This is a genomic window from Sutterella sp. KLE1602, assembly GCF_001578585.1.
Taxonomy (GTDB): Bacteria; Pseudomonadota; Gammaproteobacteria; order Burkholderiales; family Burkholderiaceae_F; genus Sutterella; species Sutterella wadsworthensis_A.
Window position 1 is genome coordinate 1,338 of the sequence record NZ_KQ968537.1, and the last position, 21,781, is coordinate 23,118.

Here is a 21,781-nt window from a genome sequence, read left to right on the forward strand (position 1 = left end):
GCGTTGCGGGATCAACGCCCGCCTGAGCGCAGGCGCTGACAAGACCGACGACGAGAGCTGTGGTTGCAAGCTTGAAAAAATGTCGGGACATGAGGGTTCCTCCCAAATCGGTTCTGTACAAAAGACAGCCGAAATCTAGTCCCGAGGGCACAGTTCATCGATGCGGGCATATCCTATTGCAACAGGCGTTTGACTACAGCAGTACAGCTCGAAACCTTGTCCCAAAAACTTGCCACCTCCCTGCCCCACAGCGTTTCCGCTTCATGAATTTAACAAGATAACTTTTTATTGTTACTCAACATGATAAGAAAATCAATACGAACATGAGGTGATGAACTGGTAAGCCAAGTCTTCGAGAATGTTCTCATAACGAAGGTTGAACTTCGCTGAACTCACTTCAGGAGGAAATCATGACTGATCTCTCTCGTCGTCAACTGCTCAGTGGCGCCGCATCGGGTGCCGCAGTTCTTCTCGGCTCGTCTGTCGTTAATGCCAAGGAATCGCCTCTTGGCGTCTGCAAGATTCCCGCCAAATGGGACGAAACCTATGATCTGGTGGTGGTGGGTTCCGGTGGTGCAGGTCTTGCTTCGGCCGTAATGGCCAGGCAGCAGGGCGTCAAGCGCGTGCTCGTTCTCGAAAAAATGGGCTACATCGGCGGCAACACCGCCATTTCCGGAGGCGGCTTTAACAGCTATGACCCTTCGCGTCAGGAAGCCCAGAAGATCAAGGACTCCCCCGAAAATCATTTCAAGAACACCTATGAAGGCGGCGACGGCCGCGCCTTCCCGGAACTCGTCAAGACGATGACCAAGAACTCCTACGCTGCCGTCCAGTGGCTTGAAAGCATGGGCATGAAGTTCAAGCCTGAGATCTACCAGATCTACGGCGGCCTCTATCCGCGTTGCCATGCTCCGTTCGGCTCCCTCGGTTCCGACTACATCAAGGTACTCAAGGCCCAGTGCGACAAGCTTGGCATTGAGATTCGCCGCAACGCCCGCGTGATCCGCATTGTTCGCGAACAGCCGCTCGAAGGCGAAGTCCTTGGCATCGTTTATGAAGATCGTCAGAAGGCCGAACATTCGGTTCGAGCCACAATGTCCGTAGTTGTTGCCGCAGGCGGCTTCGCAGCCAATCCAAAGATGCGCGCCCTGCATGACCCGCGCATGCTGAACCTGACGACGACAAACCATGCAGGGGCAACGGGTGACCTGCTCCCGCTTCTCGCAGACATTGGCGCTGACATGACCGGTCTCGACTTCATCCAGTGCAACCCCGGTTGCCCTCCGGGACGCAAACATCGCGTCATCATGCACTTGATCGTGAAGAACTTCATCATGGTCGGTCTCGACGGCAAGCGTTTCGTTGCCGAAGACGCCCGCCGAGACGTCATCCGGGACGCCGTTCTCTCGTTGCCCAAACAAACCGCATTCTCGATCATCGACCAGAACGGCTTTGACGAGACGAACCCTGGTCATCAGGCTGGCATTCTCAAGGGCTTTGAAACCGGAGACGCATGGAAGGCCGACACCTTTGAAGAACTCGCCAAGAAGATGGGCGTCGACGCCAAGGTGCTCCGCAAGACGATCGACGACTTCAACGCAGGCGTCGATGCTCAAAAGGATGCGCTAGGCAAGGCTCCCAACATGCTTCGCAAACTTGAAAAAGCGCCCTTCTATGCCGCTTATGCAGGGATGAGCGTCCATCATACGATGGGTGGCGTGATCATCAACTCCGACACTCAGGTCATCGACCGTCGCGGTCAGGTCATTCCGCATCTTCACGCCGTTGGTGAAGTGACTGGTGGCATTCATGGTACGAACCGCCTTGGCGGCAACGCCATTTGCGACATCTTTACTTTCGGCCGCCTGACCGGCATTGCCGTGGCAAAAGGAAAGTGACAGGTTGACAAGACATCAGTCTGAGCGCCTCAGACATTGATCCCCGAGGTCGCCGGAGATAAAGTTATCTTCGGCGACCTTGTTTTTCCTTTTATCCCTGCTTTTCCCATGCACCTGCCATCGAGCCTCCCTGTCCTTCTGATGCTTTTGCTGGCCATCGTTTTCCCTTCTCACGCCGCTCATCATGAAGACAAGCCTGACACAGCACAGGCGTGCCGATTTACGGTTGGAGTTCAGGAAACACTCGATCCGATTTTCTTCGTCGAGACAATGGGACCTACAATGGCCCGTTTGAGAAAGGCGCTGCCTGGATGCGCCATCAAGTCCAAACTCCTCCCGACGTCGGATTTCGACAAGGTCACCCAAAGCAGAGAGATAGACATCCTGATGTCCGACAGCGGACTTTTCGCCTACGGCGAGAAGCGATGGGGTGCCCGCGAGCTTGCAGTACGTCAAAGTCCCCGAACGACAGACCCATCAAAAGCCGTCAGTGCCGCCATCATCGTAAGGCAGGACCGCTCAGACATTGAGACGCTTTCCGACCTCAAGGGACGAAAAGTTGCCGCCGTCGACGACTCGAGTTTTGACGGATGGCTCATCACGCAAGCGCTGATCAGCCGTGAAGGCCACGATCCCGACACCTTCTGGGGCGAGAAGACGTTCACTCATTACCGAGAGCCCGGGGTTGCTGAACTGGTGCTCTACGGAGAAGCTGACGCCGGGATTCTTCCCGCCTGCAAGCTCGAATCGCTCATGATGCAGCATGCCTACAGAAAGAATGCCTTTCGGGTCATTAATCTGCAGCCTGCAGAGTTTCTGTCCTGCGCCCGATCGGCACCGCTTTACCCAGATGTCGTAATCGCCTCGCTTCCTCACGTCTCGTCATCGCTGCTCAAGCTGTTGACGCTTGAGCTCATGAGCCAACCCGTATCTCACGACGGTTACGCCTGGACAATTGCAGCCGACTTCAAAGGAGTTGACGAACTTTACAAGACCCTCAAGCTCGGACCGTACTCCTATCTGAGAACTTTCAATTGGCAGATTTTCTGGGAAAGGTACATGATTTGGGTTCTCGCCGGCATGTTTCTCATCTTCCTCATGCTCGTTCACATCGTCCGCGTCAACCGTCTCGTGGACTTACGGACACGCCAGCTTCGGGACTCATTGGAAAAGCAGATCACGCTTGAGCATGAAGCCAGAGAAAGCCGCCATCGCATGGCCCAGATCGAACGCGCCGGCATCGTCTCGCAGATGTCGAGCATGCTAGCTCATGAGGTGTTACAACCGATCACATCCCTCATCAACTTCTCAACGGGACTTCGCATTTATCTGTCAAGAAAGTTCGGTGACGATCCTATAGTCGTCCACACTTCAAATGTCATCGTTGAAGAATCTCAGCGCGTATCCGACATCGTTGAACGAGTCCGATTCTATGCCAAAGGCCGTACCTCTGAACGGGATGAGATTTCCGTCCGCGAGATCGTCGACGCAGCCGTACGCACTTTCAGCCATTCGACGACAGCAGAAAACGTGACCATCGACGTTGACATTCCCGACTCCCTTCACGTCTGGGTCAACCGTCTCGAGATGGAGCTTGTCGTCTACAACCTCCTCAAAAACGGTGCGTCCGCCATGAAAGATTGTGAGACGAAGCACATTGCCATCCATGCTCAGACCGACGGGCCCAACGTCAGACTCTGCGTGCGTGACTTTGGTCCTGTTATTGATGACAGAACCTTCGAACAGCTCTGCAGTCCCGTCATCAGCATGAAATCCGACGGCTTGGGACTTGGACTTACTCTCTGCCGAGGCATCGTCGAGCTTCACAGCGGAGGACTCTTCTATGAACGAGCCAAAACAGGGCTCACAGCAATCGTAGTGATACCTGCAGCACTTGCCGAAGGCGGCCCTGCAAAGAACACTCAAGGGAAAAAGTCATGACCGACACTCTCAATCCGATCGTCCGCGTTGTTGATGACGATGTTCGCGTTCGTGAATCCGAAGCCTTCATTCTCCGTCTCGACGGTTGGATGGTGCAGGAATTTGAAAGCGCAGCAGATTTTCTTGAAAAGGACGATCCCGATCGCCCTGGATGTCTCGTACTCGACATCCGAATGCCCGGCATGAGCGGCCTTGAACTGCAGGAGGTTCTTCGACGGCAGAAGCGTACCGTTCCTATCCTCTTCCTTACAGGTCACGGCGACATCGAGAGCGCAGTCATGGCACTCAAGCGCGGAGCTGCAGACTTCGTCCGCAAACCCATGAACCCAGACGATCTCCAAAGCGCCGTGAGGCGTCTGGTCGACTGGCATGTCCGGCTGTGCCTCCGAATGAAGAAACAACAGGAACTGCTCCGTCTCCATGACTCACTCACTGACAAGGAAAAGATAATCTGCCGCATGGTCGCGAGAGGTGCGCTCAGCAAGCAGATCGCCATTGATTTGTCCATTTCCGAACAAACTGTCAAGACCCATCGAAGCAACCTGACTCACAAGCTAGGTCTGCGATCCGCAGTCGAGTTGGCAGACTTTCTCCGACAAATCGACGAACCCATCGAAACCACGTTCCGAATTGCCGTCGAGGCCACCGATCATGACTGACAGACGCTCTCTTCTTCTGACCCTCGGCCTCCTTCCTTGGACTGGGCTTCGGGCGCATGTCGAGCACGAGAACTGGGATGTTGTCGTTATCGGCTCAGGCGCCGCTGGTCTCAGCGCAGCCGCTGCAGCCTCAGAATCGGGCCTTCGCGTTCTCGTACTTGAAAAGCAAGGTACTGTCGGCGGCAATACTCTCCACTCCGGCGGTTTCTACGCAGCCATAGATCCCGCCAGACAGAAACGTCAAGGCATCAAGGACAGTCCTGAGCTCTTCGAACAGCAGATTCTTGAAAACGGTGGAGGCAAATCCGACCCTAAACTCGTTCGACTTCTCGTCGCAGGAGCCAGTGACATGCTGGCCTACCTTGAGGCGAATGGCATGAGGTTCAAGGATCGCATCATCGAGATCTACGGCGCACACTGGCCTCGCTGTCATCTGCCCGTTCTTCCCAACGGAGAAGGTTACATCCGTACCATGCTCAATATCGCCATGAAGAACGGCGCCGTCATCAGAACAGGTATGCGAGCGACGGACCTGTCTACAGCCAAAGACGGTCGAATACAGGTTCTCGTTCAGAGCCGTAGGGAAGAAATTCTTCTGACACCTCGCATCGGCGTCATACTCGCCACAGGCGGCTTTGGCGCCAATCAAGCCCTGATTTCACGCTTCGCTCCGCGATTGGCCGGATTGACCAACGACAATACGCCGGGCTCAACTGGTGAAATACTCGTTGCCGCCCGAAAACTCGGCGCTCTGCTCGTGGATCTCGAGGAAGTTCAATGCTTGCCCGGCCGTCCTCCTGGAGGACAACGACGCGTGCGCCTGCACAACGACGTCTCACGCTTCATATTCGTCGACCATGAAGGCAGAAGATTCGTCCGCGAGGATGAACGACGAGACGTACTCAGAGACAAGGTGCTTGCTCTGCCTGACAAAACCGCATTCTCAATTGTCGATGACGAAGGTCTTCGCAGCTACGACATCCTCGTTCAGAAGGAAACCGTTCTCGGCGTCGAAACAGGAGATGCTTGGCGAGGAGATACTGTTGAAGAGCTCGCAAACGCCATGAGGCTGCCTCCGAAAACACTTCAGGAAACCGTCGAAGCGTACAACCGGAGCGTCCGCTCTAAAATCGATCCTCTCGGCAAGAACCCAAGAGAGCTTCGTCATGAAATCAAAACACCTCCCTTCTGGGGCTGCTACGCTGCAATGACCGTACACTACACCATGGGCGGAGTACGCATCAGTCCGAAAGCTCAAGTGCTTCGAGAAGACGGTACTCTCATTCCAGGCCTCTGGGCTGCCGGTGAAGTTACCGGAGGAATTCATGGCGTCAACAGAATGGGCGCCAACGGCGTCAATGACGCCTTAGTCTTCGGACGCATTGCGGGGCTAAGTGCTGCGGAGGCTGCGAGAGACTGAACGTTGGCGTTCTTGGCAAGAACAAAACGAGGTGTCCCTGCAAAGATAAGCATCCTCCGACGGCCGCCCGCAGGAGGATGCTTCATGACCGTTAGGGAAGTAACCCCAGCCCTCGGCAGCTTGGCTGACTCCTCTGCGCTCAGGCCTTACTTGTACAGCTTGGCGATTTCATCACGGCAGAAGACCTCCTGCTTCTTGATGAGTTCGCCGAGTTCCTTGTTGTCCATGAAGCTCATGGAGAGGCCGGCCTTCTTGTGCTGTTCGATGCTGGCGGGATCTTCCATCGTCTTCTTGAAGGCGTCGACGTAGAACTGGATCACGTCGTCAGGCGTGCCAGAATTCCACCTTCTCGTCGTGCCGACGTCTGAATTGTGCGATCTCCTCCGAACCCGGAACGTGCGGCCCGCGATAGGCCGGATCGCTCGAAATAAAGCGGAGAAACTCAAGCTCATGCTCGTCAAGCGTCGCAAAGGCCACGAGACTTTCGGCTTCGTCTTCCGACGTTGAAGAATCTTCCCTGTCGCCAGCCGGTACGGCCGCCGTGTGAATCGAACGCGAATCCTGAAATGTCCGAACGGACATGACTGTTTCCCGACGTTTCTACCCTGCCTCCATCCTAGTCCCGTCTGACGCTCCATGGCGTAAACGCCTGCAGGACATGCAATCAGGGGCAATCTTCGGACCGATCTTTGCCTTTCTCCCGAGATGTGTTTCTCCCGAGCCATGCCCCGACGGCGAGTCCCCCGCCAACTGAGCGAAAGACAGCTTACGTCCTGCTTCCCCGGCCGCCCCTGGGCGAACGGCGGCGATCCCCGGAAAAAGAGTCTCCCAACCCAAAGAAACGACTGTCGGCGAGAACAGAAGAGTCAACAAAGAAGCTTCGGCCCCGCAGAAAGAGCCCCCATTCCGTTCCCGATCAAGCACTGAAATCACCGTCGGACGAGGCCGATCAACGACGTCCGGCTTGGGGCGGCCCCGTCCTTCACCTGCGTTGACGGGAATCAAAAGCGTTAGCGTCCGCGAAATTCACAATGACTCCAACTGAAGAAACTCTTCCTTCAGAATCAAAGGAGAAACAACATGACCATTCGTGACATGGACCGCCGCACTCTTCTGAAAACCGGCCTGATGTCCGCCGCAGCCGCCGGCGCCGCCACCATCGCCAACACCGCCTCCGCCAAACCCGCCGGAGCCTCCGAAATGCATTTCGACGTCGTCGTGCTCGGCGCGGGCTGTGCGGGCCTTTCCGCCGCGCTTGAAGCCGCTGACAAGGGCGCCAAGGTCGCGCTCCTCGACAAAATGTTCGGTCCGTTCGGCAACACGATCTATGCCGGCGGCCACTTCAACGCCACGAACACCTTCGTGCAGAAGCGCGACGGCCTGAGCGACACGCTCGACGAGTTCTACAAGGACATGATGGACGTCTCCATGGGCCGCGGCGATCCCGAACTCACCCGCATGTACGTCGAGAAGTCCGGCGAATGCATTCAGTGGCTGACCGACCGCGTCGGCATCCAGTGGAAGAAGATGCACGAAGAACCCTGGCCCGCCACCGTGCGCGGCCACGTCGTCGACGGTCCGAAGAAGCCCGGCGGCGCCCAGCTCACCACGCAGCTCCTTGACGCCGTCAAGGCTTCCAAGAACATCACGCTCTTCTTCAACACGAAGGCCATCGAGCTTCTGAAGACGCCGGCTCTTGCCTGCACCGGCGTTCGCGCAGTCACGACCAAGGGTGAAGTCATCGACTTCCACGCCAAGGGCGGCGTCATCATCGCGACCGGCGGATTCCACAACAACAAGGAAATGATCTGCAAGTACATGGGCGGCGGCGTTGCCTGGATGCCGCTGCGCGGCGCGGCCACGCTGACCGGTGAAAACATCGAGCTGACCCGTCCGTTCTTCCCGCAGTACGTCAACATGGATCAGTACCACAGCGGTCCGATTCACGGCCCAACGAAGGCCAATCCCTCGCTGATGGTCAACTACGGCATCATCGTCAACAAGGAAGCGCAGCGCATCATCGACGAAGTCAACACCTACGTCTACATCGCCAAGAAACTTCCTCAGATCACGCCGGACAACTGGGCGTACATCATCATCGACCAGAAGGTTGTCGACGTTTCGACCGTCGCCTCCCGCATCGCACGCTACAAGAAGGCCAAGGCGCCCATTTATGAGGGTCAGACCATCGCCGAGCTCGCCAAGGCGATGAACGTCCCGATCGAAGCGCTTGAGAAGACCGTCGCCGACTACAACGCCGCCGTCAAGTCTGGCAAGTCCGGTTCGCTGACGCCGCCCAACACCCTCAAGAATGCGCCGGTGCTGGACAAGGGCCCGTTCCTAGCATTCCCGTTCCAAGGCGGCATGACGGCAACCTTCGGCGGTCCGAAGATTTCCAAGAAGGCCGAGGTGCTCAATACCGAAAACCGTCCCGTTCCCGGACTCTATGCCGCCGGCAACGCCATCGGCGGGCTCTTCTACGACGACTACATCGTCGGCTCCCAGCTGACCGCCGCCGTCATCTGGGGACGTGTTGCTGGTGAGGAAGCCGCCGGCCGCACCAAGCGCTGATCTCCAGACCGTACATAACTGACAAAGCCGCACTCCCCCTCGGGAGTGCGGCATTTTCATTTCGAGAGCTTCGGCAGAAGCGCCTCGAACTCCTTCAGACCGGCGCAGTGGAGCTTTCTCATCACCGACGTGCGATGACATTCCGCAGTCCTCAGGGATATGACGAGCCTGTCCGCGACGGCTCTGCAGGATAGGCCTGCGCACAAAAGGTCCAGAATCTGCCTCTCCCGGCTTGAGAGCGTCTCGAGACGCTCCTGAAGCGCGTAGACGCCGTCCGCCTCCCTGCGCCGACCTTCCAGTGCGCGCCCGACGGCCTCCATGACTTTGTCGGCGGTGACGGTCTTGGTGAGAAACGTCACGGCTCCCTCCTCCATCGCGCTGACGGCGGTCTCGATGTCGCCGTGACCGGAAAGGAAGATGAGCGGGAGCCCGCAGCCAGCGCTCTTGAGCTTTTGCTGCAGCTCAAGTCCCGACATGCCGCCCATCCGAAGATCCACCACGGCGCATCCGGCGTCATTGAGAAAATCGGCGGCCAGAAACTCTTCGCCGCTGTAGTAGTGCCGGACGATCATCCCGGCCATGTCGAAAATCAACCCGAGAGAATCGTGAATTGCAGGATCATCATCCACGATCCGAATGACAACCTTCTCATTTGCCTTCATCATCAGCCTCTTCATGATCATCAGGCCCGCCGTTGCGATCGAGCGCAGGCAGGCGCACCACGGCGCAGAGTCCGGAATACTCCGCCTGCACCGCCTGAGAGAACATCAGTCGCCCGCCGTGGGCCTCCACAATCGTACGAACAATGGACAACCCCAACCCAAGCCCGTCCGGCTTGCTGCTCGAAATCGGCTGGCCCAGACCGCTCAGTCTTGCGTCAGACAGACGCGGACCATTGTCGAGCACTCTGACCTCCACCGTTGCGCCGTCGTCCGGAATGCGGCGAACCTCAATGCAGACCTTGCGCACCGCCTCCTTCTCAACGGCCTCGCGTGCATTCTTAAGGAGATTGACGAACACCAGCGTCAGCTCGAGTTCGTTGCCCTTCACGCTCAGGCCGGGCTGCGCGATCTTCACGGCCACGTGAATCTTGTTTGGACGACCCGCTTGAAAGATCCCGATCGCCTCTTCAATCAGATTGTCGACGACCAGTGCCCTGCGGGGATGGCGGCTGTTCCGGGCGTAGGCGCGGACGCTGTCCAGAATGCCGCTAGCTCTCGCCACCTCCTTCGTGATGCCTCGAGAAAACCTCTGAAGCTTGTCCTCGTCGCAACGCCCGAGGTCCACCATCATGCGCAGACCGTCGGCATAAAACCCCAGAGCCGCCAGAGGCTGCCGCAGATCATGAGCCACCATGCTCGAAATCTGATTGACGGTGTTGCTGCGCTGCAAAAAGGTGAGCCTTTCGGCCTGCTCGGCCTCACGGGCGAACATGCGTCCCAAAAGCTCCCCGCGCAAAGCCAGAAGCCTTTCGGTTCTCCGGCTGTGCCAATACAGGCCCGCGACCAGAAAACACGCCAGCATCAGCCAGGGCCAGGCGACTTCCAGAAAGCGCCTGAGGCTCCACTCCCGAAGATACCGGTAGGGCCCGATCTTCAAAGTCTTCAGCAGTTCGTCCACATGATGGAAGTCGCTGGCGACGGACCAGTATCTGCCGTCGGCCGTCGGAGCCATCTGAAGGAGCCTCAGCATCAGCTCGCGAGCGGTTTGAGCGTCGACGCGAGGCGTGACCGAGAGCGTCTGCGCGGGATAGAGCTGCGTGGACACCCTGCAGGCAATGCCCGGCTCCCTTCGCTCGCTGACGATCCGCAGGCCGTCGATCAGCGTCGGATCAGTCTCGGCCATCGACTCGTAGGCGCACAAACGCAGGACGCCGGCGACGGTCCGGCCCGAACGGACGTTTTGAGCGATCTCCGTCATGCCTGCAGAACGTCCGACAAACACCTTTTCGCCGAAAAATCGGTCCGGATCATGCCCTGCGGCGGCCACTTCTCCAAGCGCAATCTGCCATCCCGAAAAGCCCCAGGGCAGGTTGGCGCTCACCGACGCGCCCTTCAGATCGTCGAGCGTCCGAACTGAACTGTCGGCGCGAACCACAAGCAACGACCCCTCATTGGAATTCGGGTTCTCGAGTCCCGGCGCCGTCACGGTCACAAGAGGTCTCACGCCGTACGGCGACACGCGGCGCGCGAGTCCAGCGCTGCTGAGAATGATGTCCACCTCGCCCCGCCTGACGGCCTCCTCGAGCTCGCTCACCGTATAGTCGCGCACAGTCAGGCCGTCCTCACCGAACATCGGACGAATGACCTTCTCGGTCGCCCTCACGATCTCCGTGCGATGCTCGGGAAGTGCGAATCCCGAAATGCCCATGCGAAGGGGCGCCCCCTCGGCAAAGGCAGCCGAACACTCAAGCAGCAGACACGCCGACAGCGTCGTCGTCAGGAAACGATTCATCGAGGGAAAGGCAGGGAAGAAAAATGAGGACACGTTCGTCCTCATTGCGAATGATTGAAAAACGGGACCCGCAGCACAGCCCGGAGCGCGGTCTTTTTTTGTGCCAAAACATCTGCGTTGATCCGGAGTTTTGAAAATCGCGGCAGGGTTTTCGCTTCCACCTGCGCGATGCAGGCGCGTGAGCAGACGAATGAACAGGCGCTCAGAATCATCCGTTTCCTCTTCACCGGCGTTGGGCTTCGGATCCCGTCGACAGCCCCTTTTCATGTGCAGGAGAGGCTTATGAACATTTTAAAGCAAAGCCGTCGCGAACCGTCAGAGCCCTAAACGCCCGTTCCCCATTTCCGCTCACCCTCATCTGGGAATTACCCGCAGAACTTGCATTTCAAGCACCCGCAGTTTGTCGTTTTTGAAACCCGCTTTCTCGATCGAAAAACGATTTCCCCTCTCCCGAAGTCACAAGGCGTCATCAATTTGCCGTTTTGGCAAATTCCCATTGCTCAATTTGTCTTTTCTGCCGCCATGAGGTTTTCGATAATTGTGACCGCGCCGCATGCCGTCCGCCGAAGAGGACCAAGTCCCTGGAACGGACGCCCGCATGGAATGGATCCGGCCCCTGCGCATGGTCCGGTCCACCGCGCCCAGTCCCCCGCCACAATCAAAAGGAAACTTCCATGTCCCTCGGAAAGCAGTATCTCGACCTCGCCGTATCGCTTCGACGCGCCATTCACAAGCGTCCGGAGCCGGGCTGGTGCGAATTCGAAACCACATACAAAATCGTCAGGCCTCGGCTTTGACGTGAAGTTCGGCATCGACGCCGTCGCGCCCGAAGCCGTCATGGGCTGAAACGAAGCCGAGGTGCAGGCCGCCGTCGAACGCGCGCTCGCCCACGGCGTGCCGAAGTCGTTCATCGACGCCTCGGGCGGCTACACCGGCGCCGTCGGTCTTTTCGACACAGGCCGCGAAGGCAAAGACCACGACGCTCGAATATCCGCTCTACGCCACCGGTGTGCAACGCTGCGACATCGTCATGGGCTACGCGCCGTCGCACGATGATCCGAACCTCGTCAAGCGCTACTGCAGCACGATTCCCTACATCGCCCGCGCCTCCAGAGCCTACGTGAAGGAATTCGGCTCGCCCGCGACGCCCGCCGACTGCTTCCGCCACCGTGGCATCCTCATCAACTCCGTCGTGCGCACCTCCGTCAAGATGCTTTCCAAAAACGGCGTCACGATGCCGCTCCCGTGGAAGTCGACGATGGTGCTGAGCAACCCGATCGCCGCCGCCCGCGCCCTGTCCTGCGGGGCGGGCATCGTCCCCGACATGTCGCTCTACCACGCATACCAGCATCTCGAAAGCGGCGAATGGCAGATCGTCATGCCGGGCTGGCAGCGCCCGAGCGTCGACGCCTTCCTCTACACCACCGAGGAAACCTACCGAAAGCGCAGGATCCGCACGCTCATCGACTGGCTCTCGGAACACAACCAGAAGATCGACAAGCACCTTCGCACCGACTACCCGAAGCTCTTCCTGCGCTGACGGCGCCCCCGGAGCACGAAGCTCCCGATGCTCTGAGTAACCCTGAAAAAACAGCCAAAAGAAATGATTGACAAAAGTTCCTATCACCCAATGATGTGTCCCGTATGCGGCAAGTTCGAATTCACCGAACTACAAGAAACAGATTTGCTTTTCAGAGACGAAATGCAGTGCTCGATCTGCGGCTGGAAATATGATCAACGCCAGCACGAAGATCACGATCTAAAAAATGGGCTTAATGAACTTTCCTTGAACGAATATCAGGCATGGTACAAGCAAAAAATCAAGGAAAATCCCGACTTCGACTTCCAGGATGAGAATTACCAGGCTGCCGCTCATATGTGCCCGGTCTGCCATCATTATCAATTCGAAGATGAAAACAGCTTTGACGTCTGTCCGTTTTGTGGTTGGTGTGATGACGCCCTAATGGAAAACGAACCGGACAAATGGGCAGACAACGCAAACGACCTTTGTCTAAATGAATTCAGGGAACGCTATCAAAAGTTCTGCCTTGCAAATCCAAAGTATCGTTTCGAGAAAAACGGCTTTAGGAATTCTTGAATCGGACAGGGGTGAGCTTAGAATCTGCAGACTAAATGCTGAAGGAATGCGGCGAGTCGGCTGAACGCGCAAATTTGCCGTTTGCGGAATCCGATGCCGCAACAATGCTCAAGGGCGCGCGATTCGATGAACCGCGCGCCCTCTTTTCAGGTCAGGAACAGGTCCCGCTGCGTGGACCCGTCGTCGTGATTAAAGGAGGCCCTTGCCGTCGCGGGCGCCCTTGTGCATCTTGACCTTGTCGTTTTCGACAGGCACCACGTCGAAGCCCGTCACGCGATGGCCGTTGATCTGGGTGTAGAGCCAAAGGTCCATGGCGGCGCCGGCAACGGCGCCCTTCGTGACGTCCTTGGCCTTGAACGTGAAGACGACGTCGGTGATGCCGTCGTTGTTGACGTCCTTGTAGACCATCTTTTCAGCCGGAGCGAAGTTCTTCCACTGGCGGGTGGAGTTGAGCTGGTTGGCGCTCATGCCGGCGCGGGTCGCCTCCATGTTGGCGCTCAGCACTTCGTGGCCCTTGGCGCCGAGCAGCGCGAAGTCGACCGTGCCGTCGCCGTCGGCCTTGACGACGTCAGCGAGGATCTTGACCTTGTTGGGCATCAGGCGGGCGTTTTCGGCCTGCATGATCTTGAGGACATGGTCATAGGACTTCTGGTTGTAGTCGTGCAGGAACTTCGTGCGTTCCTCACCCTTGAGGGCGGCGGCCTTCTTCGTCACGGCGGCGCGGTCCTTCATGAACTTTTCTTCCTCAGCCTGGATGAGCTGCGTGCGCTTGGCGAGTTCGTCGCCGCGCAGGTAGTCGATGGCGTTGTTGGAGGCGCTGAAGACGCTGTGCGGCGTGAAGTCGGCGCGGTAGTCGAACATGGCGGGAGTGCCCGCGAAGTGTTCCTTCGTGGCCGTGGCCGGATCCGTGAAGGCGGTACCCTTGGCGGGACCGGCGAGCGGATAGAGCGGCACGAAGACGGACTGGCACGGACGGCCGAGCGTCTTCCAGGCTTCGGTGAGCGTCGGATCGGCCGTCAGGTTGTAGACGATCGAGTCATGGGACGTCGTGCGGCAGATGCCTTCGGACTTGGAGTGATAGAGTTCCTGGTCCTGACCGATGTAGTCCTCGTGCAGGCGCAGGAGGGCCATGGCGTCCTTGACGCCGAGCTTGCGGTCGATGACGGCGCTGTACGGGAACTTTTCAGGATCGTTGTACTCGACGCCCGTAAGGAACTTCCAGGCGAGCACGTTGCGGTTGGCGTTCCAGCGTTCGTGGCGAACGGATTCCTGAGCCACGACCTTGCGCCAGTTGAAGATCGGGTTCTTGGCGTCATGGCGGCCGTCCTTGATGGCGCGCTCGACCTGCTTGGGCTCGATCTTCCAGGTTTCCTTGTCGTTCAGGTCAACCTTGTCCATGAGGAAGTTGTTCGGGATGTAGACGACTTCGTTGTCGTGAATCTTGCGGGCGACCCAGCTGTTGCCCTGATGGATGGCGAGCTGCCAGGCTTCGTTCGCATCGGCGATCGTGTAGGTGCGGCCGTCGTGGAAGTAGCCGAATTCGGCGAGGAGCTTCGTGGCGATTTCAACGCCTTCACGGGCGGAATGGGCGCGTTCGGCGACGAGGCGGCGGATGCCGTAGCCGATGCCGCCGTCCTTGACTTCCATGCGGTCGGCGTCGAAGATCTCGCCGCACCAGTTCGTGGCGACCACGACGCCGGCGTCGTTGAAGAAGCCGTCGGCGAAGCTCGCGCCGTCAGGAACGAAGGTCTGCGTCCAGTAGAAGCCCAGCGTCTCCTCGACCTGCGGGATTTCGGCCGCGAACTTCTCGAACTTCAGCATTTCACCCTTCTTGTGCTTGGCGGGCGGAACGTAGTGCTGCATGTTGAAGAGACGACCGCCGTTGTCTTCGTTGTGGGCGACGATGATGTTGCCCGTTTCGGAAACGGCCTTGCCGATCACGAGCGTGCTGCAGGCCTGAGCCGTGCCGACGGCGGCAAGCAGCGAGGCAACGGCGATCAGAGACTTCTTGAACATTTTCGAACTCCTTTGTCATGAGAACGGCGGACCCGTGGTCGCTGGCCCGCCGAAATTGGTCGCCACGAAGTCTATAGACCCGCAAACGCAGGCACCACGGTGTTTCCGAGGGATTGACAACGGCAAGAAAGTCAATTATGGGCAACATATGCGGCATGACCGCACGAAGCGATTCCTGAGAACAGCTCGAGCTCTTCGAGCAACCCGATTTCAGGATCACCGGCTTCGTCGGCAGCTCCTTCGCCGTCGTGCCCTCGGGCAGGTTCTGCGCCGTGACGGACTACATCGTCTACGGCCGCATCGCGGGCCGCAATGCCGCCAAGGAGACGCCCTAGAGGTGAGTCAATCCTGAAGCTCCTGAGTCCTCCGTCCTGCTTCAGTCCCACATAAACAGAAAGCCGTGCAGGTCGCGAGACCGCACGGCTTTCATGGTCATCAGAACAGGACGTCCGTCAGGAACCCTACTTCAGCTTGACGGACTTGAAGTCCATGTTCGAGCAGATGTAGCGGACCTTGGGCTGCGTTCCCGCCTCTTCGGAGAGGCAGATGGAGCGCTTGATGAGCGCCTGGACTTCGGGATCCTTCGACTCGTAGTCGACGAGCGTCAGGGCCTTGGTCGAGCAGTTTTCGACGCAGGCGGGCAGACGCCCTTCGGCGAGACGATGGGTGCAGAGCGTGCAGTGCTCGGCCTTGCCGGGGACGCGCACCTGATGGGCCTTGGGCTCGGGCTTGAGGAGCGGCTCCTTGTCGCCGAAGTATCCGGTCCTGCCGTCCTCGTTGAAGAGCGGCGCACCGTACGGGCAGGCGGCCAGGCACATCCTGCAGCCGATGCACTTCTTGTGGTCGACGAGCACTTCACCGTGCGGCCCCTTGGAGATCGCCTTTGCGGGGCAGACCTTCATGCATGCGGGATCCTCGCAGTGCTGGCACGAGACGCGATAGTAGTTGATGACGCGCTTTCCGACATTCTCGATGCGGCGGATCTTGTTCCACTGAATGCCGGGAGCGACCTTGTTTTCTTCCTTGCAGGCCACAAAGCAGGCTTCGCAGCCGATGCAGCGGTCTACGTTGAAAATGATGCCGTAGCGACTCATTGCAGCCTCCTTACTTGACCTTGGCAACGCTCACGTTGACTTCGAAATACGGCGCGTAGCCCGAAATCGGATCCCACTGGCGCGGGATGAGATTCTGGGTGTTCTGGTCGCCGCGCCAGCCGTACTGCGAGTCGATCGTGCCTTCGGGCACGATGATCGAGACGTCGATCCTTGCGCGGACGGGACCGCCGAACTTGCTGCGCATTTCGACGAAGTCGCCCGTGACGAGGCCGCGCTTCTTCGCGTCGGCAGGATTCATGTGAATCGTGCTGACGGGCTCGAGCTCAAGCAGGTACGGCGCATCGGAGCGGGTCTTCGAATGCGTGATGTAGGGCTTGCGCGTGCCGTTGATGAGTCGCAGGTTGAAGTCGCCCTCGGGCTTCATCATCTCCTTGTAGACGGGAAGACCCTCGAGACCGTACTTCGACGTGATCGTGGAGAAGAGCTCGAGCTTGCCCGTCGGCGTGTTGAAGCCGGGCTTGCCGTCCGGACGGAGCTTGCCGGAGACGTACTTGTAGGGTTCGTTCTTCTCGCACTTGAGCGTCGAGACGGCAGGCAGGGCGGCGACGGCCTTTTCGTAGTTGCCTTCCCAGACCTTGAGCACCGCGTTGCAGGCCTTGACCGGGTCGCCGTCGAAGAAGTTCTCGGGCTTGTCGACGAGGCAGCCGATTTCAAGCGCAATGCGCCAGTCCTCCTTCGCTTCGCCGAGCGGCTTGACAGGCGTCCTCGGCGCATACTTCGCGCCGTACATGCCGAACGGCGCATAGCGCTCGAAGTTCATGGCGGCGGGCAGGATGAGGTCGAGGTCCCTGTGGCTTTCCTTGCGGTAGAAGTAGTCGGTCGCGAACGCGAACTCAAGCTTCGAGATCGCCTTTGCGTATTCCTCGGGCTGCGGCCAGATCATGACGTTGAAGCCCCAGCCGCAGAAGGCGCGGATCTTGCCCTCCTTCACCCATTCGGGCAGCAGGTTCGGGCTGAACGGAACCATCATGTGGTGCCAGACGGGGACGAAGTCCTTGTCGAGGCGGCGGTCCTTCTGCTCCTTGGCGTTCCACCACTTGCCGTCGTAGAAGCTCGTGTGGATGCCGAAGCCGTAGGTCTGCTGCCCCTTCGGGTTCGTCGGGAACATCGCGCCGCCCGGGGCGTCCATGTAGCCGAGGATCGACGGGATGAGCAGCAGGGCTCGGGCGTTGTTGACGCCGTTGAGGTTGTGCGTGAGGCTCTGCGTCGTGAGCGAGAAGGAGCCGGGGCCTTCGGCGTACATGCGGGCCGCGGCCACGATGTCGGCGGCGGGCACGCCGGTGATCTCCTCGGTCTTTTCCGGGGTGAAGGTCTCGCAGTAGGCGGCAAGCTCTTCAAAGCCGTGGCACCACTTCTCGACGAATTCGCGGTTGTAGAGGCCTTCCTTGATGAGAACGCGGATCATGCCCATGGCAAGCGCGCTGTCGGTGCCCACGCGGGGCGCCAGATGGATGTCGGCCAGCTCGGCGGCCTTCGTGCGGCGGGTGTCGACCGTTATGATCTTGCAGCCGCGGGCCTTGGCCTTGACGAGGGACTCCCACCAGCCCAGCGGCTGGGCCCAGACGTTCGTCGCCATGATCATGAAGGAACGCGTCTTTTCGGTCGGCATGGCGCCCGTCGACGGACGGCCCCAAGTGAGCTGCTCGGCCTGCATGCAGCCGGCGCGGCAGGCGGCCGACGATTCGTTGGCCCAGTGCACGGAGCCGAAATGACGGGCAAGACGGATGATGGGCGGACGCGGCTCCTTCGGGTCGCCCGCATAGAACATCACGCTGTCAGCACCGTACTGCTTCCTGATGCGCAGAAGATTTTCCGCAATCATCCTGTAGGCTTCCTCCCAGGAGCAGCGGACGAATCCGGGATCCTCGCTGCCCTTGGGATTCGTGCGCTTCATCGGATGGAGCAGACGATTCGGGTTGTAGAGTCGCTGGAGCGTCGCCAGCCCCTTCGAGCAGAGGATGTGGCGGGGGTTCTCCTTCCAGTTTTCAATCGATTCGATCACGTTCCCGCGTGCATGGAACTTGATGCCGCACGACGGCACGTGGTTGCAGTGGTCGCAGATCGAATAGCCGGTCCACTCCCTAGTGGCTTCGGCGGCTCCGGCAATCGGAACGAACATGCTGGCGGTCGAGCCCGCAACGGAAAGCGTGCCGATCGACTTGAGCAGATCGCGTCGGTTGAGAGCGAGTCCATGGGGGTCATTCATGGCTTTACTCCTTTTCGGTCAATGAAATTCAAAGGTCTCCTGTACACCTCCGACCGTCCTGGTCCGGGACTGCGAAGATGACTTCCTCAATTTTCATGTTATAACTTCCGATACCTAAGTACAGCACCTCCCATCGCAAACATGAGCCGCCTCACCTGCACCGTCCTGCTGGCCGCTCTCGCCCTGCAGTGCGCCCCGACTCTGGCCGGGACTCCCGTGCGCATCGCCGTCACGTCGGGCGGGCACGGCACCACCTCGCTCAAGCCGCTCGACCAGTCCGTCAGGGCGCTCGAGGCGAGGTTCGGCCCCTCGAACGTCACGATCCGCGAGCGCGTCACGCTCACGGAGCTCGGTCACATGCTCGAGCGCGGCGAGGTCGACTACTTCATTTCCACGTCGGGCGTCTCGCGCCGCAATCTGTCCGAAGGCTCGCGCGACCTCCTCACCATCACCGACAGCCGCTTTCCCGACCCGAACAAGTCCTACGGCTCGCTCTTCTTCACACGCAGGGGCAGCGGAATCAAAAACCTTGAGGACATGCGCGGCCGCACCCTGGTCGCCAACCATCCGAACGGCCCGTACAGCTACCTCGTCGGCATGGGCGAAATCGAGCGCGCCGGCTACGACGCGTCCACTTTCTTCAAGTCGCAGCGCTTTCTGATGCAGTCCGCCGAGGACGTCGTTCAGGCCGTGCTCGACGGACGCGCCGACGTCGGCATCGTCGCGAGCTGCATTCTCGAGGACTTCTTCCCTGCGGTATCCGAAGCCCGCCGCAATCTCGAGCCCGTGGCCCTCAAGGCGGCCGCCCCCTGCATGCGCTCGACGGACCAGCATCCCAACTGGACGCTTTCGGCCGTGCGCGGCGCGGATCCCGAAACGACGCGCGAAGTCGTGCTCACGCTTCTCGGCATGCCCGCATCACCCGACGGCGTGCGCTGGAGCATCACCACCGACTTCCAGAGCACCGACCGAGTCTTCAAGGCCTTCCGCACGGGCGTCTACGACGTCATGAACGAAAGAAGCTTCAGCGACTTCGTCGAGAAGTACTGGCTCTTCGCCGCCGTGCCCCTCGCCGCAGCCCTCCTCTGCTTCGGCTTTGCGGCCCTTCTGCGCCGCATGGTCGGGATCAGGACCCGCGAGCTCAAGCGGACGCTGGAAAACGAGCGGCGCCTGCGCCGCGAGGCTCAGGAGGCGGACGAACGCTACAGGCGACTTCTGCGCGTCGGGCTTCTCGGACAGCTGAGCACGATGTTCGCGCACGAAATCCGCCAGCCCGTCGGCGCCATCCTCGCCTACGTTCAGGGACTGCGCAACTTCTGCGCCTCGGGCTCGCTCACGCCCGAAATGTCCGAGGGCGTCCTCGCGAAGATCAACGCGCAGGCCGAAAGAGTGTCGGACATTGTCGAGCGCGTGAGGCTCTATGCAAGGACCGATGCCGTCGACCGCATCACGACCGATCTGCGAGACGTGGTCGACGAGGCGGTCGGGCCCTTCAAGCGCAACACGCGCTTTGAGGGCAAAATCATTCTGGAGCCGCCCGCATCGTCCGAAAAGTTCACCGTGCGCGTCTCGCCCCTTGAAATCAGCATCGCGCTGCACAACCTCATGCAGAATGCCGTCGACGCCCTCGCCTCTGCAGGCACCGCAGATCCGAGGATCACGATCCGCATCGAGCGCACGGAGGAGAGGCTTGCGGTCGTCGTCTCCGACAACGGCCCGCAGCTCACGCAGGATGAAGTCGCCCGCATGACGGCGCCCCTGCACACGACCAAGTCCTCGGGCATGGGACTCGGCCTGATTCTTGTAAACTCCATCGCAACCGGCCATGGCGGCCATCTCAGGCTGTCTCCCGCCGCTTGCGGCGGCCTTGAGGCACGACTGATCCTTCCTCACGCAGGCGAACATGATTGAAAAAACGCAGATGCTCATCCGAATCGTCGACGATGACGAACCTTTTGCAGACGCGATCTGCTTTCTTCTGCTGAGCAAGGGGCTCAGGGCCGTCGTTCATGCGTCGGCCGAGAAGTTCCTTGAGCAGGACGATCCGTCCGTTCCGGGCTGCCTCATCCTCGACTATCAGATGCCCGAACTCAACGGCATCGAGACCCAGCGCAAGCTGCTCGACAAGGGCTGGCGCTGGCCCGTCATCTTCATGACGGCCCATGCCGATGTCGACATGGCGATCACCGCCTTCAAGCAGGGCGCCTGCGACCTTCTTCAGAAGCCCGTTGCGCCCGACGTCCTCATCGCCGCAGTCGAGACCAGCCTCGAGAAGGTCCGCGCAGGCATGCGGCACCACCACGACGAAGTCTGCGGCCTTTTCGAGGGACTCACCAACCGCGAGCGACAGATCGTGAAGCTCGCCGCCGCAGGTCTCGCGAACCAGCAGATCGCCGACCGCTTGGGCATCAGCGAGCGCACCGTGGAGGCCCATCGCTCCGCGGCCTACCGCCGCCTGAACGTCAAATGCCTGGAGGAACTCCAGGCATTCATCAGGGACATGGACGACTGAACGTCCGAAATCAGCAGGCGTCCGCCCGCTCGAGCAGCATTCCGTCCGACTTCATCGTGCGAAGAAGCATCGCCAGAACGTCTCCGACGGCCCCCGTCTCCAGCCCCTGCAGTTCATGCGCGACGGTCGAGGCAAGCGGAATCAAGCATGCGGTCAGAAACTCCCGCTGCTTCCCTGCGGGCGCCTTCATCTGCGCGAGAAGCGACATGAACGCAAGCTCCACGCCCAACGAGTCCGCAAAGGGCGCGTCCGCCTCGGAAGGAAGAAAGCCGAAGGCCCTGTAGGCGTCAAGCAGGCGACGGCAGTCGGCGCCGCACATCATGCGGTGCTCGCCCGTGTAGGCCGAGGCGCAAAGCGGCACGGTTCTTTCGCCAACGCCCTGAAAAAGCCTCGCATACAGCCTGTCCATGACGATGGGCTCGGGCAGCGGCTCGGGCGCGGGCCCGGACGTCATTTCAAGCAGGGCCTCGACACCCGTCTGATAGCGGACCAACTCGGACCAGTTGCCGGCAAAGCCCGAAGAGCCGTTGCCGGAGAAAAAGTCGGCATATGCGCCGTAGACCTGCGCACGGGATTCGGCGAGATCGTTCACAAGATTGAATTCGTCGGACATGGGGCTCCTCAAGTGTCAAGCATTCCTCTTGAATTGTAGGCTCCGGGATACGTAGGTACAGTTCGGCGCATCAGCGACACCCCCACCTGCTTTCCGCGCACGTCACCTCTGAGGTCTCTCCTGAGGTCCTCTCCTGATCGAAGCGCCGATCGTCACGACGAGCACGATCAGGGCGAGCGTGCTGAGAAAGACCGTCGAGGACATGAAGCCGCCGACGCCCGCCGCCATGAAGAGCGACATCATGAGGAATAGTTAGAAAATAATCTATACAACTAGAT

Annotated in this window: 21 protein-coding genes; 10 read left to right on the forward strand and 11 right to left on the reverse strand. The window is 59.5% G+C overall.

The genetic code is table 11. The features are described from left to right. Positions 1-410: 410 nt before the first annotated feature. From HMPREF3036_RS06355 to HMPREF3036_RS06370, 4 genes are read left to right on the forward strand one after another with little or no spacing between them, the layout of a single operon-like run. Entirely contained in the window at positions 411-1,898 is a 1,488-nt protein-coding gene (locus HMPREF3036_RS06355; protein ID WP_062332630.1) for an FAD-dependent oxidoreductase, read from the forward strand. A 36-nt stretch (positions 1,899-1,934) separates the two neighbouring features. Next, entirely contained in the window at positions 1,935-3,839 is a 1,905-nt protein-coding gene (locus tag HMPREF3036_RS06360) for a sensor histidine kinase (RefSeq protein WP_062332634.1), read from the forward strand. Next, positions 3,836-4,498, forward strand: coding sequence for a response regulator transcription factor (locus HMPREF3036_RS06365; protein WP_062332636.1), 663 nt, complete (start codon positions 3,836-3,838; stop codon positions 4,496-4,498). Before HMPREF3036_RS06360 ends, HMPREF3036_RS06365 begins: the two co-directional genes overlap by 4 nt. Beyond that, complete coding sequence (locus tag HMPREF3036_RS06370; protein ID WP_062332638.1) at positions 4,491-5,918, forward strand: FAD-dependent oxidoreductase; 1,428 nt, start codon at positions 4,491-4,493, stop codon at positions 5,916-5,918. The genes HMPREF3036_RS06365 and HMPREF3036_RS06370 overlap by 8 nt, the downstream gene beginning before the upstream one ends. Positions 5,919-6,064: 146 nt before the next feature. Here the strand turns inward: HMPREF3036_RS06370 and HMPREF3036_RS11870 are convergent, their stop codons facing one another. Together HMPREF3036_RS11870 and HMPREF3036_RS06375 are read right to left on the reverse strand one after the other, a co-directional pair. Next, positions 6,065-6,238: a hypothetical protein gene (locus tag HMPREF3036_RS11870; protein WP_156469762.1), complete on the reverse strand. Its 174-nt coding sequence runs from the start codon at positions 6,236-6,238 to the stop codon at positions 6,065-6,067. 4 nt (positions 6,239-6,242) lie between these two features. After that, entirely contained in the window at positions 6,243-6,500 is a 258-nt protein-coding gene (locus tag HMPREF3036_RS06375; protein ID WP_062332639.1) for a hypothetical protein, read from the reverse strand. Positions 6,501-6,998: 498 nt separating this feature from the next. On the opposite strand from HMPREF3036_RS06375, the gene HMPREF3036_RS06380 reads away from it, so the two are divergent. Further along, positions 6,999-8,489, forward strand: a complete 1,491-nt coding sequence (locus HMPREF3036_RS06380; protein ID WP_231853587.1) for an FAD-dependent oxidoreductase — start codon at positions 6,999-7,001, stop codon at positions 8,487-8,489. A gap of 56 nt (positions 8,490-8,545) precedes the next feature. On the opposite strand, the gene HMPREF3036_RS06385 is transcribed toward HMPREF3036_RS06380, so the two are convergent. From HMPREF3036_RS06385 to HMPREF3036_RS12115, 3 genes are read right to left on the reverse strand one after another with little or no spacing between them, the layout of a single operon-like run. After that, complete coding sequence (locus HMPREF3036_RS06385) at positions 8,546-9,172, reverse strand: response regulator transcription factor (protein WP_062332642.1); 627 nt, start codon at positions 9,170-9,172, stop codon at positions 8,546-8,548. Then, entirely contained in the window at positions 9,138-10,943 is a 1,806-nt protein-coding gene (locus HMPREF3036_RS06390; RefSeq protein ID WP_197457949.1) for a sensor histidine kinase, read from the reverse strand. Before HMPREF3036_RS06390 ends, HMPREF3036_RS06385 begins: the two co-directional genes overlap by 35 nt. 41 nt (positions 10,944-10,984) lie before the next feature. Then, positions 10,985-11,155, reverse strand: a complete 171-nt coding sequence (locus tag HMPREF3036_RS12115; RefSeq protein ID WP_197457950.1) for a hypothetical protein — start codon at positions 11,153-11,155, stop codon at positions 10,985-10,987. A 462-nt stretch (positions 11,156-11,617) separates the two neighbouring features. Here HMPREF3036_RS12115 and HMPREF3036_RS12460 point away from each other — a divergent pair, with 462 nt between their 5' ends. Continuing rightward, positions 11,618-11,740 carry a hypothetical protein gene (locus HMPREF3036_RS12460; protein WP_255358804.1) on the forward strand — a complete coding sequence of 41 codons (123 nt, stop codon included), beginning with the start codon at positions 11,618-11,620 and terminating at the stop codon, positions 11,738-11,740. Here the strand turns inward: HMPREF3036_RS12460 and HMPREF3036_RS06405 are convergent. Beyond that, the gene (locus HMPREF3036_RS06405; RefSeq protein ID WP_062332654.1) at positions 11,724-11,921 is read right to left on the reverse strand and encodes a hypothetical protein; all 198 of its coding nucleotides are present in this window, start codon (positions 11,919-11,921) and stop codon (positions 11,724-11,726) included. The genes HMPREF3036_RS12460 and HMPREF3036_RS06405 overlap by 17 nt on opposite strands. 31 nt (positions 11,922-11,952) lie before the next feature. Here HMPREF3036_RS06405 and HMPREF3036_RS06410 point away from each other — a divergent pair, with 31 nt between their 5' ends. Together HMPREF3036_RS06410 and HMPREF3036_RS06415 are read left to right on the forward strand one after the other, a co-directional pair. Continuing rightward, positions 11,953-12,483, forward strand: a complete 531-nt coding sequence (locus tag HMPREF3036_RS06410; protein ID WP_062332657.1) for a LysR substrate-binding domain-containing protein — start codon at positions 11,953-11,955, stop codon at positions 12,481-12,483. Positions 12,484-12,546: 63 nt separating this feature from the next. Continuing rightward, on the forward strand, positions 12,547-13,041 hold the full coding sequence (locus HMPREF3036_RS06415; RefSeq protein WP_082897382.1) for a CPCC family cysteine-rich protein: 495 nt from the start codon (positions 12,547-12,549) through the stop codon (positions 13,039-13,041). 189 nt (positions 13,042-13,230) lie between these two features. On the opposite strand, the gene HMPREF3036_RS06420 is transcribed toward HMPREF3036_RS06415, so the two are convergent. From HMPREF3036_RS06420 to HMPREF3036_RS06430, 3 genes are all read right to left on the reverse strand, one after another. Further along, positions 13,231-15,057: a C69 family dipeptidase gene (locus HMPREF3036_RS06420; protein WP_062332663.1), complete on the reverse strand. Its 1,827-nt coding sequence runs from the start codon at positions 15,055-15,057 to the stop codon at positions 13,231-13,233. 461 nt (positions 15,058-15,518) lie between these two features. Beyond that, positions 15,519-16,151, reverse strand: coding sequence for a 4Fe-4S dicluster domain-containing protein (locus HMPREF3036_RS06425; protein WP_062332666.1), 633 nt, complete (start codon positions 16,149-16,151; stop codon positions 15,519-15,521). Positions 16,152-16,161: 10 nt separating this feature from the next. Continuing rightward, a complete protein-coding gene (locus HMPREF3036_RS06430; RefSeq protein ID WP_062332669.1) occupies positions 16,162-18,378 on the reverse strand; it encodes a molybdopterin-containing oxidoreductase family protein in 2,217 nt (738 codons plus the stop codon). Positions 18,379-18,519: 141 nt separating this feature from the next. Here HMPREF3036_RS06430 and HMPREF3036_RS06435 point away from each other — a divergent pair, with 141 nt between their 5' ends. Both HMPREF3036_RS06435 and HMPREF3036_RS06440 read left to right on the forward strand, forming a co-directional pair. Then, on the forward strand, positions 18,520-20,289 hold the full coding sequence (locus tag HMPREF3036_RS06435) for a sensor histidine kinase (RefSeq protein WP_062332673.1): 1,770 nt from the start codon (positions 18,520-18,522) through the stop codon (positions 20,287-20,289). Next, complete coding sequence (locus tag HMPREF3036_RS06440; protein WP_062332675.1) at positions 20,282-20,890, forward strand: response regulator transcription factor; 609 nt, start codon at positions 20,282-20,284, stop codon at positions 20,888-20,890. Before HMPREF3036_RS06435 ends, HMPREF3036_RS06440 begins: the two co-directional genes overlap by 8 nt. Before the next feature lie 10 nt (positions 20,891-20,900). Here HMPREF3036_RS06440 and HMPREF3036_RS06445 read toward each other — a convergent pair whose 3' ends face one another. Both HMPREF3036_RS06445 and HMPREF3036_RS11875 read right to left on the reverse strand, forming a co-directional pair. After that, on the reverse strand, positions 20,901-21,503 hold the full coding sequence (locus tag HMPREF3036_RS06445; protein ID WP_062332677.1) for a TorD/DmsD family molecular chaperone: 603 nt from the start codon (positions 21,501-21,503) through the stop codon (positions 20,901-20,903). Between the two features lie 102 nt (positions 21,504-21,605). Next, the gene (locus tag HMPREF3036_RS11875) at positions 21,606-21,746 is read right to left on the reverse strand and encodes a hypothetical protein (protein WP_156469763.1); all 141 of its coding nucleotides are present in this window, start codon (positions 21,744-21,746) and stop codon (positions 21,606-21,608) included. Between the last annotated feature and the right edge of the window lie 35 nt (positions 21,747-21,781).

What these genes read in the sequence shown, in the direction of transcription:
- HMPREF3036_RS06425 (WP_062332666.1), bottom strand. Translation starts at nt 16,151, where the DNA reads ATGAGTCGCTACGGCATCATTTTCAACGTAGACCGCTGCATCGGCTGC.
- HMPREF3036_RS11875 (WP_156469763.1), bottom strand. Translation starts at nt 21,746, where the DNA reads ATGATGTCGCTCTTCATGGCGGCGGGCGTCGGCGGCTTCATGTCCTCG.
- HMPREF3036_RS06420 (WP_062332663.1), bottom strand. Translation starts at nt 15,057, where the DNA reads ATGTTCAAGAAGTCTCTGATCGCCGTTGCCTCGCTGCTTGCCGCCGTC.
- HMPREF3036_RS06415 (WP_082897382.1), top strand. Translation starts at nt 12,547, where the DNA reads ATGATTGACAAAAGTTCCTATCACCCAATGATGTGTCCCGTATGCGGC.
- HMPREF3036_RS06385 (WP_062332642.1), bottom strand. Translation starts at nt 9,172, where the DNA reads ATGATCATGAAGAGGCTGATGATGAAGGCAAATGAGAAGGTTGTCATT.
- HMPREF3036_RS06430 (WP_062332669.1), bottom strand. Translation starts at nt 18,378, where the DNA reads ATGAATGACCCCCATGGACTCGCTCTCAACCGACGCGATCTGCTCAAG.
- HMPREF3036_RS12460 (WP_255358804.1), top strand. Translation starts at nt 11,618, where the DNA reads ATGTCCCTCGGAAAGCAGTATCTCGACCTCGCCGTATCGCTTCGACGC.
- HMPREF3036_RS06355 (WP_062332630.1), top strand. Translation starts at nt 411, where the DNA reads ATGACTGATCTCTCTCGTCGTCAACTGCTCAGTGGCGCCGCATCGGGT.
- HMPREF3036_RS06365 (WP_062332636.1), top strand. Translation starts at nt 3,836, where the DNA reads ATGACCGACACTCTCAATCCGATCGTCCGCGTTGTTGATGACGATGTT.
- HMPREF3036_RS06375 (WP_062332639.1), bottom strand. Translation starts at nt 6,500, where the DNA reads ATGTCCGTTCGGACATTTCAGGATTCGCGTTCGATTCACACGGCGGCC.
- HMPREF3036_RS06390 (WP_197457949.1), bottom strand. Translation starts at nt 10,943, where the DNA reads ATGAATCGTTTCCTGACGACGACGCTGTCGGCGTGTCTGCTGCTTGAG.
- HMPREF3036_RS06435 (WP_062332673.1), top strand. Translation starts at nt 18,520, where the DNA reads ATGAGCCGCCTCACCTGCACCGTCCTGCTGGCCGCTCTCGCCCTGCAG.
- HMPREF3036_RS06445 (WP_062332677.1), bottom strand. Translation starts at nt 21,503, where the DNA reads ATGTCCGACGAATTCAATCTTGTGAACGATCTCGCCGAATCCCGTGCG.
- HMPREF3036_RS12115 (WP_197457950.1), bottom strand. Translation starts at nt 11,155, where the DNA reads ATGATTCTGAGCGCCTGTTCATTCGTCTGCTCACGCGCCTGCATCGCG.
- HMPREF3036_RS06440 (WP_062332675.1), top strand. Translation starts at nt 20,282, where the DNA reads ATGATTGAAAAAACGCAGATGCTCATCCGAATCGTCGACGATGACGAA.
- HMPREF3036_RS06380 (WP_231853587.1), top strand. Translation starts at nt 6,999, where the DNA reads ATGACCATTCGTGACATGGACCGCCGCACTCTTCTGAAAACCGGCCTG.
- HMPREF3036_RS06370 (WP_062332638.1), top strand. Translation starts at nt 4,491, where the DNA reads ATGACTGACAGACGCTCTCTTCTTCTGACCCTCGGCCTCCTTCCTTGG.